The 15,564-nt window shown below is 48.5% G+C and carries 15 protein-coding genes; 7 read left to right on the top strand and 8 right to left on the bottom strand.

The features are described 5' to 3' along the window. Positions 1-115: 115 nt before the first annotated feature. Positions 116-424 (top strand): DUF6809 family protein, encoded by a 309-nt coding sequence (locus ACY1JZ_RS24390; RefSeq protein WP_462631327.1) that lies wholly within the window; start codon positions 116-118, stop codon positions 422-424. A 167-nt stretch (positions 425-591) separates the two neighbouring features. Here ACY1JZ_RS24390 and ACY1JZ_RS24385 read toward each other — a convergent pair whose 3' ends face one another. From ACY1JZ_RS24385 to ACY1JZ_RS24355, 7 genes are all read right to left on the bottom strand, one after another. Beyond that, positions 592-888 (bottom strand): type II toxin-antitoxin system RelE/ParE family toxin, encoded by a 297-nt coding sequence (locus ACY1JZ_RS24385; RefSeq protein ID WP_462631326.1) that lies wholly within the window; start codon positions 886-888, stop codon positions 592-594. Beyond that, the gene (locus tag ACY1JZ_RS24380) at positions 889-1,275 is read right to left on the bottom strand and encodes an AbrB/MazE/SpoVT family DNA-binding domain-containing protein (RefSeq protein WP_462631324.1); all 387 of its coding nucleotides are present in this window, start codon (positions 1,273-1,275) and stop codon (positions 889-891) included. A 207-nt stretch (positions 1,276-1,482) separates the two neighbouring features. Further along, the gene (locus ACY1JZ_RS24375; protein ID WP_462631322.1) at positions 1,483-2,439 is read right to left on the bottom strand and encodes an acetylxylan esterase; all 957 of its coding nucleotides are present in this window, start codon (positions 2,437-2,439) and stop codon (positions 1,483-1,485) included. A 64-nt stretch (positions 2,440-2,503) separates the two neighbouring features. Beyond that, entirely contained in the window at positions 2,504-3,526 is a 1,023-nt protein-coding gene (locus tag ACY1JZ_RS24370) for a glycoside hydrolase family 130 protein (RefSeq protein ID WP_270169071.1), read from the bottom strand. Between the two features lie 32 nt (positions 3,527-3,558). Further along, entirely contained in the window at positions 3,559-4,392 is an 834-nt protein-coding gene (locus ACY1JZ_RS24365) for a carbohydrate ABC transporter permease (protein ID WP_462631320.1), read from the bottom strand. A 1-nt stretch (position 4,393) separates the two neighbouring features. Beyond that, complete coding sequence (locus ACY1JZ_RS24360; protein WP_442954898.1) at positions 4,394-5,233, bottom strand: carbohydrate ABC transporter permease; 840 nt, start codon at positions 5,231-5,233, stop codon at positions 4,394-4,396. 145 nt (positions 5,234-5,378) lie between these two features. Then, on the bottom strand, positions 5,379-6,719 hold the full coding sequence (locus ACY1JZ_RS24355; protein ID WP_462631319.1) for an ABC transporter substrate-binding protein: 1,341 nt from the start codon (positions 6,717-6,719) through the stop codon (positions 5,379-5,381). A 386-nt stretch (positions 6,720-7,105) separates the two neighbouring features. Between ACY1JZ_RS24355 and ACY1JZ_RS24350 the strand changes: the two genes are divergently transcribed. The 3 genes from ACY1JZ_RS24350 to ACY1JZ_RS24340 all read left to right on the top strand — a co-directional run bounded on the left by ACY1JZ_RS24350 (position 7,106) and on the right by ACY1JZ_RS24340 (position 10,770). After that, entirely contained in the window at positions 7,106-8,113 is a 1,008-nt protein-coding gene (locus ACY1JZ_RS24350) for a substrate-binding domain-containing protein (protein WP_462631318.1), read from the top strand. A 261-nt stretch (positions 8,114-8,374) separates the two neighbouring features. Next, complete coding sequence (locus ACY1JZ_RS24345; protein ID WP_462631317.1) at positions 8,375-9,562, top strand: AGE family epimerase/isomerase; 1,188 nt, start codon at positions 8,375-8,377, stop codon at positions 9,560-9,562. A 35-nt stretch (positions 9,563-9,597) separates the two neighbouring features. Further along, complete coding sequence (locus tag ACY1JZ_RS24340) at positions 9,598-10,770, top strand: glycoside hydrolase family 130 protein (protein ID WP_462631315.1); 1,173 nt, start codon at positions 9,598-9,600, stop codon at positions 10,768-10,770. A 139-nt stretch (positions 10,771-10,909) separates the two neighbouring features. On the opposite strand, the gene ACY1JZ_RS24335 is transcribed toward ACY1JZ_RS24340, so the two are convergent. After that, the gene (locus tag ACY1JZ_RS24335) at positions 10,910-12,604 is read right to left on the bottom strand and encodes a hypothetical protein (RefSeq protein ID WP_462631314.1); all 1,695 of its coding nucleotides are present in this window, start codon (positions 12,602-12,604) and stop codon (positions 10,910-10,912) included. Positions 12,605-12,866: 262 nt separating this feature from the next. On the opposite strand from ACY1JZ_RS24335, the gene ACY1JZ_RS24330 reads away from it, so the two are divergent. From ACY1JZ_RS24330 to ACY1JZ_RS24320, 3 genes are all read left to right on the top strand, one after another. Next, complete coding sequence (locus ACY1JZ_RS24330) at positions 12,867-13,277, top strand: YybH family protein (RefSeq protein ID WP_462631313.1); 411 nt, start codon at positions 12,867-12,869, stop codon at positions 13,275-13,277. Between the two features lie 391 nt (positions 13,278-13,668). Next, positions 13,669-14,736 carry a hypothetical protein gene (locus tag ACY1JZ_RS24325; RefSeq protein ID WP_462631312.1) on the top strand — a complete coding sequence of 356 codons (1,068 nt, stop codon included), beginning with the start codon at positions 13,669-13,671 and terminating at the stop codon, positions 14,734-14,736. 152 nt (positions 14,737-14,888) lie between these two features. Further along, a complete protein-coding gene (locus tag ACY1JZ_RS24320) occupies positions 14,889-15,458 on the top strand; it encodes a hypothetical protein (RefSeq protein ID WP_462631311.1) in 570 nt (189 codons plus the stop codon). Positions 15,459-15,564: the final 106 nt, after the last annotated feature.

Below are 15,564 nucleotides of genomic sequence, written 5' to 3'. Positions count from 1 at the left end.
GCAACAACAGGATCAGCAGCCGCTTTTCTTTCGTAGTGATGCCACACCGCGGCAATCCTTTTCCAAGTGCTGATTTCAACCTTGAACTCATTTAAAATCAAGAAAGGAGCAACAAATGAAAAACATCTTACACGATCTATACGAGGGCAAGATACGCCCTGAGGAACAATGCGTGCCCCAGTCTTCCTATTACCACGAATTAAACCATCAAGTATCGAATGCCATACTCCAATGGAAGCAACGCCTCTCCACAGAGGAATTCGACCAGTTGCAGGAGCTGCTGGATTTACGCAGGGAGTCTGATGCCTTGCAATCCCAGGAAGCCTTTACCTTCGGCTTTAAGCTGGGGGCGCTCGTCATGATCGATGTGCTTCAGGCTTCCCCATCCGAAGGGCAGGAGAGACAAGCGAACTCCTCCGCATAGATGTGAACGGCTGTCGCTTCTCCGAAGGCTAGTCTACCTCCTCACGCCATAACCATGACAACAGCCGGCGCTATAGCAGCGCCGGCCGACTCATTACGTCAGTGGAATGTATAGAGTGTCCTAGAACATGACAAAGCCGCCTTTCCGGCGGCTTCGCGACAATATATTCAGCTCTTAAGATAACACTTTAGCTCTTCGTAGAAGTTTTCTCTGGAGCCTGCCAAAATGACAACCACAAGCTCACCTTCCTCATTTTCCTCTATTCGGTAGGCGATTTCATAGTTCGTACCTTTATAGGATACATCGTACCCATACACACCAGCCAGGTCACCAGTTTTAAGTTCCCCAACAGAGGGATCAAGTCGAATCGCTGTAATTGCATCAAGGTAGGCTGATTTTAGTGGTTTCTCGAGCAGCTTCTTAAAATATCGTTTTGCGGGGCCTAGGTATAGGACAGGAAGCATCTAATCCCCCATGACATCGCCAAAAAGCTCTTCCGTCTCTTCATTTCCCGTTCCTCTAAAATTCCGAGCAACTTCTCCAGATTCGGCAATAAGATTTTTAATGGCGAAGTGATATTCGTTTTGCTTCTCACGGAATTGCTCCAGCAGCCTCTCCCCTGTATATCCCTCTTTGATCAGATCAGCCAAAATAAGATCAGCAAAATAATCATTACCCCTGGTTTCACGTACAGGGCGCATGATAATGTTGCCACCCTTAATACTGAATTCCACTTCATCCTTGATTCCTGCTTGTTCAAAAAGTTTTTGAGGTATTGTAACTTGGCGTTTCTGAGAGACACGCGCACGCTTCCATTCCATAGGACTCACCGCCTCATTCTCTATTGCCATAGTATCCCCCTTCTTTGTTTCTCTATTCCCCGAATCCAATTTCTTTGTTTCTTTACTCTTTATATTACACGTTTTTCCGAAAATTGAAAGCACTAATCGCCCTATTTCAAGAAGGTGAACTTAGCGTAACGGCCTCAGCCGCCGCTCTCATAGTTAACAGGGCTGTTCCTCACTGATTCGGATGAGCAATAGCCCTCCCTTGTCGCGTTACAACGCCAACAGCTCCTGCATGACACGGTCGCCGAGCAGCGGGAGATGCTCATGGCCATATTCATGATACACAAGCAATTCCTTCTCCGACTGAATTTTATTGTATGCCGCAAATTGAGTGATCGGCGGACATGCCAGATCAGCAAGCGCAGTTACGAACAGAACCCTCGACTGGATGCGCGCTGCCAGATTCTGAATATCAATGTAGCCCAGCTTGCGGAATACCTCCTCCTGCCGGGTATGAAGCGGGTCCATAAATCGAAAATAATAGGCTATTTCCTCGTAAGCGGTATTGACGATATCCATCTGCCAAGCCTTGCGGTAATCGGTCAGGAACGGATAGACCGGTATCGCCAGCTTTACTGACGGCTCCAGCGCCGCACAGGCTAACGACAGCGCTCCGCCTTGGGAGCAGCCGTGCACCGCAATTTTGCTGCTGTCCACCTGATCCATCGATTTCAGGATCTTGACGGCTTGAACCACATCCAGGAACACATTCCGGTAATACAGCTTATCGGCACTGTCTTCATCAAGCCCTCTGATAATATGGCCCTTAAGTGTAGTGCCCCTGGCAGGAAGATTATCCTGTGACAGCCCGCCCTGTCCTCTGCAATCCATGGCAAGGACGGTGATGCCATGAGCTGCATAGGCTGCTTTATCGGACCAGTCGCCGCTCCCCGTATGATAGCCATGGAAGAGCGCGAGGCCCGGACCTTGATGCTGCGTCTGTCTGGGCTTCACATATTTGGCATGAATCCGCGCGCCGCCCACCCCTGTAAAATAAAGATGATAGCAAGCGGCAAGCGGGGTCTGGAACTCTGCTTCTACCAGCTCGTAGTACAACGGCTGTACATACAGCTCCTGCAGCGCACGCTCCCAGTACTCATCCAAGTCATCCGGTCTAGGGCTGCTGCCCTCATAGCGGAGCAAATCTTCGATTCTGTCATTTGCCAAATCTATCCCCTCCAGAAGAAGTGAAATATCAGGCCATCCTACTTCGGCCGCTGTTGCTTCCCCCTTACATCACTCCGAGGCCGGCATCATCCCCCACGTCCTCATGGGTTGCCTTGACGTAATCCACAATCTCCTGAACAGTCGTATAGGCTACACCCACATAAGTATCCGCTGCCCCGTAATAGATGGCAATCCGGCCCGTCTCGGCATCTGTCAAGGCTGCACAAGGGAACACAACATTAGGAACAAAGCCTCGTTCTTCATACCATTCCTCCGGGGTCAGCACATAATCGCGGGAACGGTACTTGACCCTGGATGGCTCATCCTTATCAAGGATGACAGCGCTCATACTGTAGACTAGGCCGTTGCAGGTTCCGGTTACCCCATGATAGAACATCAGCCAGCCCTCGGTGGTTTCAATCGGCGCCGGCCCGCCGCCGATTTTCACGGCCTGCCACCAGCCCTGGCCTCCTTTGGTCATGACATGCCGATGTTTGCCCCAATAGACGAAATCCGGGCTCTCGCTCAGGAACACATCTCCGAACGGAGTGTGCCCGCTATCGCTTGGACGGGACAGCATAACAAAGTTTCCGTTCATCTTCTTGGGGAATAACACACCGTTCCGGTTAAACGGAAGGAACGGATTCTCCAGACGGACAAAGGTCTTGAAATCGGTTGTTTTCGCCACGCCAATCGCCGCTCCATAGAAATCGGTGCACCAGATGATATAGTAGGCATCCTCTACATAGACAAGACGCGGATCGTAGGCATAATTCGGCATAAAAGGCTCGCCCTGCTCGTTCACAAAGGCAATCCGTTCTTCCTCGATCATCCAGCTCAGCCCGTCCTTGCTACGGCCCATGTGCAGATGAGGACGACCGTTAATCGTCTCTGCCCGAAACACGCCGATAAACTCATCTTCAAAGGGCACAACTGCACTGTTGAAAATACGCGCGATCCCCTTAACTGGATTCCGCTTAATCACCGGATTGCCCGAATGTCTCCAGACCGGTCCCGTTGCCGATTCCGGCTTTTCCTGCCAAGGTATGTTAGCCAGCTTCTCTCCAATAATACGAATATCCGTCATATTAGTACCCCTTCCACAATAGATCATATTCTCTATTTAACTGAACCTTGTGCAAACCCGTTGTATATGTACTTCTGAAGGGCCAGGAAAATAATCAGAATCGGAATGATAGTAATCATGATTCCGGCGCTGATGACCTCCCATTGCGAGCCGTAGGGCCCTTTAAATTTGAATAATGCTGTCGAGAGCACCTGGAGATGCTCGCTTGGCATATATAGAAACGGAGTATAGAAATCGTTATAGATGTTTACGCCTTTTACAATAATGACCGTTACGACGGCCGGAGCCAGCAGTGGCAGAATAATCTTCCAGAAGATCGTGAAATAAGAAGCACCATCCAGCATGGCCGACTCATCCAGTGAATCCGAGATGGAGTTAAGAAATTGCATGAAGATATAGACCGCAATAATATCGGTGCCCAAGTATAGAAGAATCGGAGCGAAGCGCGTATCTACCAGGTGCAGAGCGGTAATAATACGAAAAGTAGCAACCTGGGTCGTGACACCGGGAATGAGTGTAGCCAGCAGAAAGGCGCCGATCAGCAGCTTTTTACCGCGGAATTGGAAGCGGTTGAGCACATAAGCGATCATCGCCCCTAGCAATGATGCACCGATAATGGAGATAATGACAATAATCATGGTATTGGCAAAGCCAAGCAGCATTTTACCGTTGATGAACGCCTTGGAGTAGTTAACCACATTCATCCAGTTATCCGGTAGAGTTAACGGACTTGTATCCCCATACTCCTTGTTGGTCTTCAGGGAAGCGAACAGGACGACTGCAATCGGAACCAGCGCACCGAACGCACCAAGGAGCAGGCTAACATATTTCAGAACATTGGCTACTGTATACCTCACCGTGTGCATCCTACTTGTCCTCCTTGATGAAAATCCGCTGCAGCAGCGTTACCAGAATAACGATGAACAGCAGAACGACCGCCATCGCCGAAGCAAGACCCAGCTTGTTGTACTTGAACGCCGTTGTCACGGTCTGAATAACGAAGGTATTACTGCCGTTGGACCCGCCGGTCATAATGTAAGGAATATCGAATGCGCTGATGGCGCCACTGATCGACAGAATCAGATTGAGCTGAACGATGCTCTTGATGCTTGGCAGAATAATATGACGGAACTGGTGCCAGCGGTTCGCTCCGTCAATATCTGCGGCTTCGTAGATATCCTTGCTGATGGAGGAGATCGCCCCTAGGAAAATGACGAAATTAAAGCCCATATAGCGCCAGATGGATGCGCCGGCCAGAGAAATATTAATGATATTCGGATTGAGCAGCCAGCCCTGCGTATAGGCCCCCAAGCCAAGCGCCTGCAGCAGCGTATCCAGTGTTCCGTCTGGCCGGAAGAAGATCAGGAAGATAAAGCCGATCGCCACCCCGTTGAGCAGATAGGGAAAGAACAGGACGCCCTTGAAGAAGTTTTTGAACCGGACATTGGTGCTCAGAATCGTCGCAAAATACAGGGCGATCCCCATCTGCACAAACGAGCCGGCAAAGTAATACAAGCTTACTTTAAAGACGGTAAAGTATTTGGAATCTGTAAAAATCGTTCTGTAGTTCTCCAGTCCAACATAATCAAAATTTTTGCTGTAGCCGTTCCAGTTGGTAAAGCTGTACATGAACATGTTAAATACGGGCAAGTACGCAAATGTAAATAGCAAAGCCACCGGAATGAAAGAGAAGGCAAAGATCATCATTTTCCGTTGGGTGTTGTAGCTCAGGTTTTTGAACACCACTCACACCTCCAATTGCTCATGCTCTCTGTGTGTTTGTTAATGTGCCGAGCAGGGGGAAGCGCCGAGCGCCTCCCTGAACGACCCGGTCTGATGAAGCCGCTAACGGCTATTCACTCAGAACCTTGGCCCGAGCCTTCACCCATGTATCATTCAGATCCTTCATGATATCGTCATAGGATTCACTGGTATTGCCGATAGCTGCTTCAATGATGCGCTTCTTGAATTCTGGCTGCCACAGGCCGATTTCGCCTTCCCTGTCGATTTTGTCAACCAGCCCCTCCTGTCCGGCGTTGGCCGGCGACTGAAGCTCGAACAACACATTGGTTCCTTCAAATTGCTTGAGCGCATCAGGAAGCGGGGAGCCTACAAGCGGATTCATGCCGCCAGCCTGCTCTGTCGGGTAACCGGATTTCTGGATGAACCAGTCAATCCAGGCTCGTGCGGCTTCCTTGTTCTTGCTGTACTTGCTGATACCCAGCATGTAATCGTCCGCCAAGGGCATGATGACTTCCTGCGCATTGGTAGGGAATGGCATGTATGCGATATGATCTTTATTCGCTGCAAGGCCCTGTACCTGGCCGATCGCCCAGGAGCCCAGCACCATCGCCCCGATTTTGCCGTTAGCCATATCCGCCTTTGAGGATTCCCAGTTTGTCGTCGTCGGGTCAGGCTCGATCAGACCTTCCTTAGCAGCATCATACATTAACTTATACAGCTCATAATGCGGCTGTCCCGCCACAAAGTTATCATCTGTGTTCGGCTGCTCGATATTGACATAATCCACACGACCAGCTACTGTGGTCAGCACGGCTTCCCACTGGGTAAGCGGCCAACTGTCCGCATAGTTGGTGTACAGCGGAATAGCGTCTCCCTTTTCCTTGATAGCCTTCAGCGCTGCGAGGAACTCATCCGGTGTACGCGGCGCCTTCGTGACTCCTGCATCCTCGAATACCTTTTTGTTATACAAGACGCCGGAGAAATTGACGGCCAGAGGGATGCCATAGGCTTGCCCGTCAACTGTGCGCTCCTCCAGACCGATGTATTCCTTGCTCAGCTCGTCAAAGCTGCCAAGCGGCTCAAAAAATTCTGCTGTATCCGCCAGAGGTATGCTCGTCGGCAGCAGCAGTACATCACCGTAATCCTTGGAGTTCATACGGACTGTAATTTGACCTTCATAATCGGAAAGCGCTTGAAACTTCACCTTTACATCCGGGTAGGTTTTATTGAATTCGGTTGCATAATCCTTAAATACCGTATCAACAATATCCGTTCTTTGGGTAATGACTGTAATCTCACCGGATGGTCCTGAAGCGTTCGCTTCGCTTCCGCTGTTATTGGTCCCCGTGACGGGAGCATTGCTGCCATTGTTATTTCCTGAGCAACCGGCGAGTACAGCAGCCAACAAATTTAATGACAAGAAACCGATAGCAAGCTTTCTTTTTGTCATTCCGCTTAATCCCCTCTCTTAATTTTATTAAGTTATCGATAAATTACTACTACAGTCTATTTTGAAGACGCTTCCTTGTCAATATTTATTTAAGTTCTCTCCCATTTAGACTTTTGTTAAGCACTGAAAATACTTTATCTCCTGTTAGCTTAGTTGTATACTAGGGCGTGTATGCAAACCCGCATAAGGGCATCTATCCCCGCCTTTTCGCTCCCTGCTGCGTTGCTTTTCGCAGGCGTACCCCGGTACGCCTGCGAAAAAGCGCCTGGCATGGAACGAAAATTCGGCAACATCTGCTCCTTGCGGAGTTTGCATACACACCCTAGTGGCTGAATAACTTGCTGATTCCGCTTTAATCTACATATCTGGGATGGTGAATAGATAGGATGAAAAACAACATTACGATGAAAGATATCGCAAATACGCTAGGAGTCAGCAGCGTTACGGTATCCAAGGCGTTAAGCGATAAGGAAGGCGTCAGCGACAGCCTGAAGCTCAAAATCAAAAAGGTTGCCGACGAGCTTGGTTATAGATATAACTCTGCAGCCAAATCAATTAAGGAAGGGCTGTCTTACAACGTCGGTGTTATGATCCCGCAACGGTTTACCGGCATTAATGATTCTTTCTATATGCGTGTGTATCAGCAAATTTCGCTGCATCTTGATCGGTTCGGTTACTTTGGCATCCTCAATATTTTGAGCAATGAGGATGAGGAGCAGCTCAACTTTCCGAGAATTTACAACGAGAGCAAGGTGGACGGCATCGTTATTCTGGGTCAGGTCAGCAAGCCTTATATCGAGACCGTCCAAAAAATGAAATTGCCCAAGCTGTTCCTTGATTTTTACGACGAGCATGCCGAGATCGACTCCATTGTCACCGATAATTTCTACGGTGCATACGAGCTAACGAACTATCTGCTGCGGATGGGGCATCGCGAGATCGCTTACGTCGGCAATATTTATTCGACAAGCAGCATTCAGGATCGCTTCCTCGGTTATTACAAGTCTTTACTTGAGCATGGACTTGCTCTGGAGGATCGGCTCATTCTGAATGACCGCGATGAGCGCGGAGTGTTTATCAACATTGAACTTCCCGATAAGATGCCGACAGCCTTTGTCTGCAACTGCGACCAGGTAGCCTATAACCTCTATGAGCGTCTTACTGCAGACGGCTACCACGTACCTGATGACTGCTCGGTCGTTGGCTTCGATAATGATGTGTACGCCACCTTGCTCAACCCCCAATTGACAACCGTTGAAGTGGATGTAAGCCTGATGGCGGAAACAACGGTAAAGTTCATTATGGAGAAAATAGCCGGCTCCAGCCGTCAGAACGGCCGTGTGCTCATTCCAGGAAACATTATTTACCGCGACTCCGTCAAAAAGCTGGGATAACCGAGAAACAGCAGTGAAAACAAAAACGTTAACTTAATTTAGTTTATAAATTAGGTTAACGTTTTTGTTTTATTAAGTAATTTATATTGATAACCTAACCTTTATCTCGTATATTAAATTTAGGCGGCGTGCCTTCCCCTTCCTTCAGAAGACAATCATCCGCCCATTCATTCATTTCGAGGTGTTGTCTATTGAATCAAGATAAGTGCAAGGTTTTCACAAGTCAGCTTTCACCCCATCTGCAGAAGGAGAGGATTCAAGGTGGATAACAAGCAATGGTCGGATGAGCTGCGGGCGGAGCTTCTGGAGAACATTCTCCCCTTCTGGATCAGCCGGACGACCGACACCAGCCACGGCGGCTTCATCGGCGAGATTAATCATCAGATGGAGAGACGTGCCGCGGCGGACAAGGGGCTTGTGCTGAATGCCCGTATTTTGTGGACCTTCTCTGCCGCCTACCGTTATTTTCCAGAAGTGAACTACGCGGAAATTGCCGAGCGCTCCTACAGGTATATAATGAAACACTTTCAGGACAAGGAGTACGGAGGTTTTTACTGGAGTGTCGATTATGCAGGAAAGCCGTCTGAGTTAAAAAAGCAGGTCTACGGCCAATCCTTCGTAATCTATGCCCTTACAGAGTATTACCGCGCCTTCCAGACAGAAGACGCCCTCCAGACAGCCATTGCCGTCTACCGGCTGCTTGAGCAGCACGCGCATGATCAGGTTCATCAGGGCTACATCGAGGCGCTGTCACGTGACTGGAAGCCGACTGCGAACCTCAGCCTCAGCGATAAGGACTTGAACGAAAAGAAATCGATGAATACACATCTCCATGTGATGGAGGCCTATACGAATCTGTACCGCGTCTGGACATCCGATGAGCTGCGGAATAGCTTGAGTGAATTAATTCAACTTACGCTCCAGCACATTATTGATCCCGATCAGCACCGCTTCCGGCTCTTTTTCGGAGAGGATTGGGAGGTAAAAAGCGATCATGTCTCCTACGGGCACGACATCGAGGGAAGCTGGCTGCTCGTGGAGGCCGCAGAGGTGCTCGGCGACCATGAGCTGCTGGACAGAGTCAGACGAGTCGCTGTGGATATGGCTCAGGCTGTCTATGAGAACGGTACTGACAACGACGGCGGCATCTGGAACGAGGCTGACGGCGGCGGCCTGACCGATGCGAACAAGGACTGGTGGCCGCAGGGGGAAGCAATGGTCGGGTTCTACAATGCTTACCAGTTATCCGGCAATCCGTCTTACAGGACCGCCGCGCTGAACGCCTGGCATTTTATCAAGACATACATTGTCGATAAGGCGGACGGCGAATGGCACTGGGGCGTAGATCAGGCAGGCAGGCCGCTGTCGCATGAGCCCAAGGTCAGCGCCTGGAAGTGCCCTTATCATAACAGCAGAGCCTGTCTGGAATTGCTGGAACGCTTGGCCTGACCTGCCTTATACCATCATAAAGCGAGGGAGTTCATATGGGGATTTTTGAACAAAGAAAACAGCTTCTGACAGAGCAATACGAGTCGCTTATTGCCCGCCGCAATGACATCGTTCCTGCCGGAAACGGAGTCTATGACCGGTATCACTATCCTGTATTGACAGCAGCGCACGCTCCGCTGATCTGGAAATATGATTTCGACCCGGCAACGAACCCTTATTTCTCCGAACGGATCGGGGTTAACGCGGTTTTTAATCCCGGAGCCATCTCTTTAAACGGGAAATTTTATCTGGTAGCCCGTGTGGAAGGCGCTGATCGGAAATCATTTTTTGCGGTTGCTGAAAGTGATAACGGCGTAGACGGCTTCCGCTTCTGGGACCGCCCGGTCGTTCTGCCAGAGACGGAGGTCCCCGATACGAATGTCTACGATATGCGCCTGGTTGCACATGAGGACGGCTGGATCTACGGCCTGTTCTGCACCGAGCGCAAGGACCCGGACGCAGTTCCGGGAGATCTGTCCAGCGCTATCGCCCAATGCGGCATCGCTCGCACCAAGGATCTGACAAGCTGGGAGCGCCTCGATGATCTGAAGACAGCGTCCGCTCAGCAGCGCAACGTCGTGCTGCACCCGGAATTTGTCGACGGACACTATGCCTTCTATACACGTCCGCAGGATGGCTTCATTGACACCGGCTCGGGCGGCGGCATCGGCTGGGGACTGTCCGCCTCCATCGAGCATGCGGTGATTGACAAGGAGATGATCATCGACGAACGGTATTATCATACAATCAAAGAAGTAAAGAACGGCCAGGGGCCGGCGCCAATCAAAACGGAGCGCGGCTGGCTGCACATCGCCCACGGAGTCAGAAATACAGCAGCAGGACTGCGTTATGTGCTCTACGCCTTCCTCTCCGATCTGGAGAAGCCCTATCACGTCACCCATCGGCCTGGCGGCTATCTGATTGCACCCGAGGGCGACGAGCGAATCGGCGATGTGTCCAATGTCGTCTTCTGCAACGGCGTCATTGCAGCCGATAACGGTGAAGTGTATATCTACTATGCCTCTTCGGATACCCGCATTCATGTTGCGTCAACAAGCGTCGACCGACTGCTAGATTATGTGCTGCATACGCCACAGGACGCGATGCGCTCCTTCGCCGCTGTCGCTCAGCGCATCGAGCTGATCGAGCACAATCTGGCGCTGCAGTGAACGGCAAGTGTCTGTAACAGAACACACAGCCTTAGTCCGGGCGCGTCCGAACTAAGGCTGTTGTTGTGACCGACGCTACAGCAGCAGATATTGAACCTACTCCGATCCAGCCGACGCTATAGAAGCGCCGGCCGATTCACTACGTCAATGGAATCGTATAGAATGTCCTCTGATTCTGTTCATTAGTGAACCATACGATCCGATTATTATATACAATGGGTGACACCTGGGATAGCTTGAAGTAGCGAACGCTCTTGATCGCTCCCACCTTATTGCCCTTGCCATCCAGTCGCACATACTTGACCAAGGATGCAGCATCATAATCGTCACTCTCGAACTCCTGCCACAGCAGCATGAAGCTTTCCTCGCTAAGCTTGACGAGCTGGGGAACGGAAGCCCGCTGTTTTTTACCGATATAGCTCGCGATCGACGTATAGGTGATGTCCCCCTGCTCCACGTTGCTGCGCGGCACGGCTGCAATCTTAATCTCACGCTCACGGTCGTCTGCACCGCTAATCTCATAGCTTGTATACTCGGTTGCAGCATTATGATTGATCGTGTTATACGCCACCAGGTATGAGCTGCCAGATTGTTCGAATCCGCCCAACGATACGCCTGTTGCATTGGCCCCGATTCGTCCGGGGATCGTAACGACATCACGTTCCACATAGCTCAGCCCGTCGCCCTTCTGGATGACGATCGACCGTGGGTAGGCATCGCCATGATCCAGCAGCACATGCTCAGCTCCGTCGAACAGCACGTATTGGTCAAAGGAATGACTGACATGATTCTTTTGAAACCGTCCCAGATCATTGGTGACCTGCATCTTCTCGCTATCGATCATGACTGTAAGCTGGGATTGGTGATTCAATCCGTCCTCTGTTGTATAGCGCTCTCTTGCCGTATGAAGCACGAGCGTGCTGCCTTGCTCCGCCAGCCGCGCCGAGCCCGCATCAAACGGAATGACCGTATAAGCATTGGTTACCGCCGCGCTGGATATGCGCTTGAATTGCTTATCATACTTCACCACGCGCAGCACTTCCAGGCTGTCCTTCTCCGCTTTATTTTCCTGCCCGAATACAATGTAGTTGTAGTCAGAGCCGCTGTAGAAGGCGCCAAACATAGGCAGCTCATAGTCCAGCGCCACGGAGGAGACGAGCTCGAAGCGGTCATTGTATGTATGAATGTAGAGCTTGTCCGACGCATCGACCGTTGTCAAGGTCTGATCCTTGTTCGCATACACATATTGCTGGATCGGGCTCGCCCAGCGTGTGTACTCTCTGCCTTGTGCATTATTCTCCAGTGTTCCCTTGGATGCTGCGCGATAGGCATCCTTGGGCGCCTTGCTATTCATATAGATCGTGTCGTTGGCCCGGTCATAGGCTACTTGGAAGCCAGTAATCGCCGCCAGATCACGAAGCTGAAAATACGTCTCTTGATCAATCACATAGGCCTGCATCGTGTGCGCCTTGCCATCGACGATCAGTGCGGATGATGATGGAACAGCACGTTTACTATCCCATCCGAAGTTATCCGCAGGTCTCTCGCCCGTGTACGGCTGTTCGCTTGTCAATGCAATCGCATTGGCCTGGCTGTTCCAGCCGACATTGAATTCGCTTGGCGTATTGTTCATGGCGACGGCGACGTCACGCAGTCTGAAATAATTGGCATAATCAATATTATAGCCGTAGATATACCAGCGCTCTCCATTGACGATCATCGTGCTCTCGGTTCCTTGTGCGCTCTTGCCTGCGCTTGCCTGCGCCGCAGGAAGCTGCCCCCCTGATGCCAACACCATCACGAGCACCAGCAGCATCGCTATTCTCTTGTTCAACTTGTCTTCCCCCATCTGTCATATGGTTTCACGATGACTCTGGAGCCCTGCCACTGCGCGCCTCCCGTCTCACAGGCAGACCAGCCCCTGAAGCGGTGTGTTGGCAGGGCCCTCCATAGACACCGTCTCTATCCAGTATATCGATGGTGTGGGAGATTGGGAAATACAATTTGTGAGCCATTATCGATTGGTCGGCAACCTTCGGGATTATATTTCCGTCTAATGGAAATTATGAGTATAATTTGAAGGGATGAGATATGTAGTGCACCCGGAACAAGCGCTCGAACAATACATACAGGCCACCAATAGCCATGAGTTCGACAACGTGGCGAAGATGCTGCATCCCCATGCCGTCTATTGGTTTGGAGATAAAGAGTGTAAGACGATCGACGAGATTCGTCATTATTTCGAGAATGCCTGGAGGATGATTCATGAGGAAAAGTACGCTGCTTCCCACGTTCAGTGGTTGGTGAATACGGCGAATGCGGCGACCTGCATCTATTATTATCACTATGAAGGCTATGCGAATGGCAAGTTCGTTCAAGGCAGCGGCAGAGCCACCAACGTATTCTTGAAGGATGAACAGGGGAACTGGAAGCTGGTGCATGAGCATCTGAGCGGATTACCGGCTCACCGCGATACATCGTCTATAGTTACCACATTCCCCCTATGACTGTATCTCCACTGTTATGTTGCTTATCAGGATAGGTTATCGGAATCACAGAAGCTTTTCCTTTTGCATTTGCCCAGCATAATCAGCGGCTGCTCTATGAATTTGCTTTTTCTTTCGTCATCTAATCCTTTGCCGCTTCTCGCGACATTTCCTCACTACAAATTATAATAAAAATTGTAATATATTTAATTATTTATAAATAAGTGAAACTTTTTCAAATTTCAAACGTCTTACTTAATATAGGGTTCGGAAGGAAGGTATCAGAAAGGGGGACAGACTAAATTTTTTTATATTTCAAATCCCTATAATTTTTCAGCAAAGATTATACATAAAGCTGATTTTCTCAAATTTGAAACACATAAAAATAAGAAAATAAAAGAGGTGAGTGACTTTGAAGAAAGTGTTTTCGTTGTCAATTTTCTTCTTAATTTCATGCTTAATGGTTACTTCTACTAGTTTTGCCAACTCTTTTTACGAAAAAAATACAAATGAAATTGCATCACGCATTTCTTTGCCATCTGAATTTTTTCATAACATTAGCGAGAAGGATTTGAAAAGACCATTTAATACCAATAACTCAATTGATAAAACTCAAATTCAAGACAAATTCGAGGAATTGATGCAAGCTTCCACAAAAATTATTTCTGCTCAAATAAAGGGTGAGAATCCAACTACACTACAGTCAGAATATTCAAATATTGAAGAGGACTTATATGCAATGGGTGTAAAAAAATTAACAGAGAATGAAGTTTCTTCTTTAGTTTCAACTATGAGTGGAGAGCACAGCATCTTGTCTAACACCCCCGGTGTCCCATCTTCCATAAATAATAATTGGTATTCCATAGGTCCAATTTACCAAATTAGTGGAAGCCAGACACATACTATATATGAGATTTATGCAGCACCTAAAGGTTTACAAAGTAATTTGGCAAGTAGAATCGATCTTGATCTATGGGTAGAAACAAATCAAACTGCCACATTCCTTAATCAATTGGTTTCAATTTATGTACAAAAAGCCATCTCAATGATAAAGGTTGTGGAATGGCTTCCCTATGAACTGTTGTTCCCTAATAGTAGTCCTCCGAATCTGGCTCAATCAGATTATGAAATTTGGGGAGCAGGTTCGTCTATTATGTGCTACTCTTGGGTGCAACACACCTCAAATAATTCAAATGGAAGCTATGTATTGACAATGGCTACACATACCGCAACAATGGATGTTCAGCATAACTTTCGTGGGATAAGACCAAATGGTCAAGCATATTCTGCAACACCTGTTCATCAAGTTGAAACTCAGTACTCAAACCATTATGCTAGTGTTTCAAAAGCTGTAGAGCACTTTAGTAATTTTGGAGCTCACACTATGTATTCAGTCGACAAATTTGAATATAGGAGGAATAATATTGTACAAGGCAGTTACCACCCTCCACTAGCATATCACCCTGCACATGTAAACTAAAACAAAATCTCCAAGGACCGATTGAAATTTGATTAGTTCTTGGGGATTTATGTAATGTTTCTCAACTTTCAAACGCCTATTTTGGAAATGATATAATGTATCTCAGAATACTCATCTTAGGAAACAACGACTTGAATGGGGGATTACATCGTATGATGAGAAGATGGAAGTCGATGAATCCAACAGCAAGAAAAACAGGGATGATCATTATTCCAATTCTACTTACTATATCAATTATAATAATGATCATCACATATCCACAGCAGAGAGATATGACGCTAACAGGCATCGTTTATCAGTCCGGTAATGACAATGACAGCTTCAAGCATGAGGTGAACTTGAGAGTCAAGGGGAAATTCGAAAAAAGCCTTTGGGGTAAGCATAAGTTTCAAGGTTATTTTGAAATTCAAGACGACAGATTCAGTTTACAAGGCGACCAGACCTATGTAGAGATTGCTTATCAAGAGAATAAACCCGCCGTGTTAGGATATGTTCAGTTTAATGACGAGGGCAGCACAAGCCTCATATCGCTTGGGGATATATTCATAAATGAGGATTTTACAGCATTTACAATTTTAATGACCTATATTGATGGGCAACCGACGGGATGGAATCATAATGATGGTTATGTACTATCAGCCCCAGTCAAGGATCGTGAGGAAGCCGTACATCTCACGCGAAAGCTGACAAAGGGCTATATGGACTGGAATACAGAATTATAGATAGAACTCGAAAATCGGCTCAACCTAATAATCAGTGCTTGACAGAAAACAGAGCTTAGCGGAGGGGCGGAGGGATTCTGGAGAAACGTCAGTGTTCGCCTTTAAA

The organism is Paenibacillus sp. J5, from assembly GCF_054955055.1.
The sequence above is the reverse complement of the archived record's forward strand: the minus strand, read 5'-3'. Positions and strand labels throughout refer to the sequence as shown.

Excerpts from the sequence above, each read along its gene's own strand:
- ACY1JZ_RS24355 (WP_462631319.1), bottom strand. The coding sequence starts at position 6,719 with ATGACAAAAAGAAAGCTTGCTATCGGTTTCTTGTCATTAAATTTGTTG.
- ACY1JZ_RS24350 (WP_462631318.1), top strand. The coding sequence starts at position 7,106 with ATGAAAAACAACATTACGATGAAAGATATCGCAAATACGCTAGGAGTC.
- ACY1JZ_RS24360 (WP_442954898.1), bottom strand. The coding sequence starts at position 5,233 with ATGATGATCTTTGCCTTCTCTTTCATTCCGGTGGCTTTGCTATTTACA.
- ACY1JZ_RS24390 (WP_462631327.1), top strand. The coding sequence starts at position 116 with ATGAAAAACATCTTACACGATCTATACGAGGGCAAGATACGCCCTGAG.
- ACY1JZ_RS24385 (WP_462631326.1), bottom strand. The coding sequence starts at position 888 with ATGCTTCCTGTCCTATACCTAGGCCCCGCAAAACGATATTTTAAGAAG.
- ACY1JZ_RS24380 (WP_462631324.1), bottom strand. The coding sequence starts at position 1,275 with ATGGCAATAGAGAATGAGGCGGTGAGTCCTATGGAATGGAAGCGTGCG.
- ACY1JZ_RS24340 (WP_462631315.1), top strand. The coding sequence starts at position 9,598 with ATGGGGATTTTTGAACAAAGAAAACAGCTTCTGACAGAGCAATACGAG.
- ACY1JZ_RS24370 (WP_270169071.1), bottom strand. The coding sequence starts at position 3,526 with ATGACGGATATTCGTATTATTGGAGAGAAGCTGGCTAACATACCTTGG.
- ACY1JZ_RS24320 (WP_462631311.1), top strand. The coding sequence starts at position 14,889 with ATGATGAGAAGATGGAAGTCGATGAATCCAACAGCAAGAAAAACAGGG.
- ACY1JZ_RS24365 (WP_462631320.1), bottom strand. The coding sequence starts at position 4,392 with ATGCACACGGTGAGGTATACAGTAGCCAATGTTCTGAAATATGTTAGC.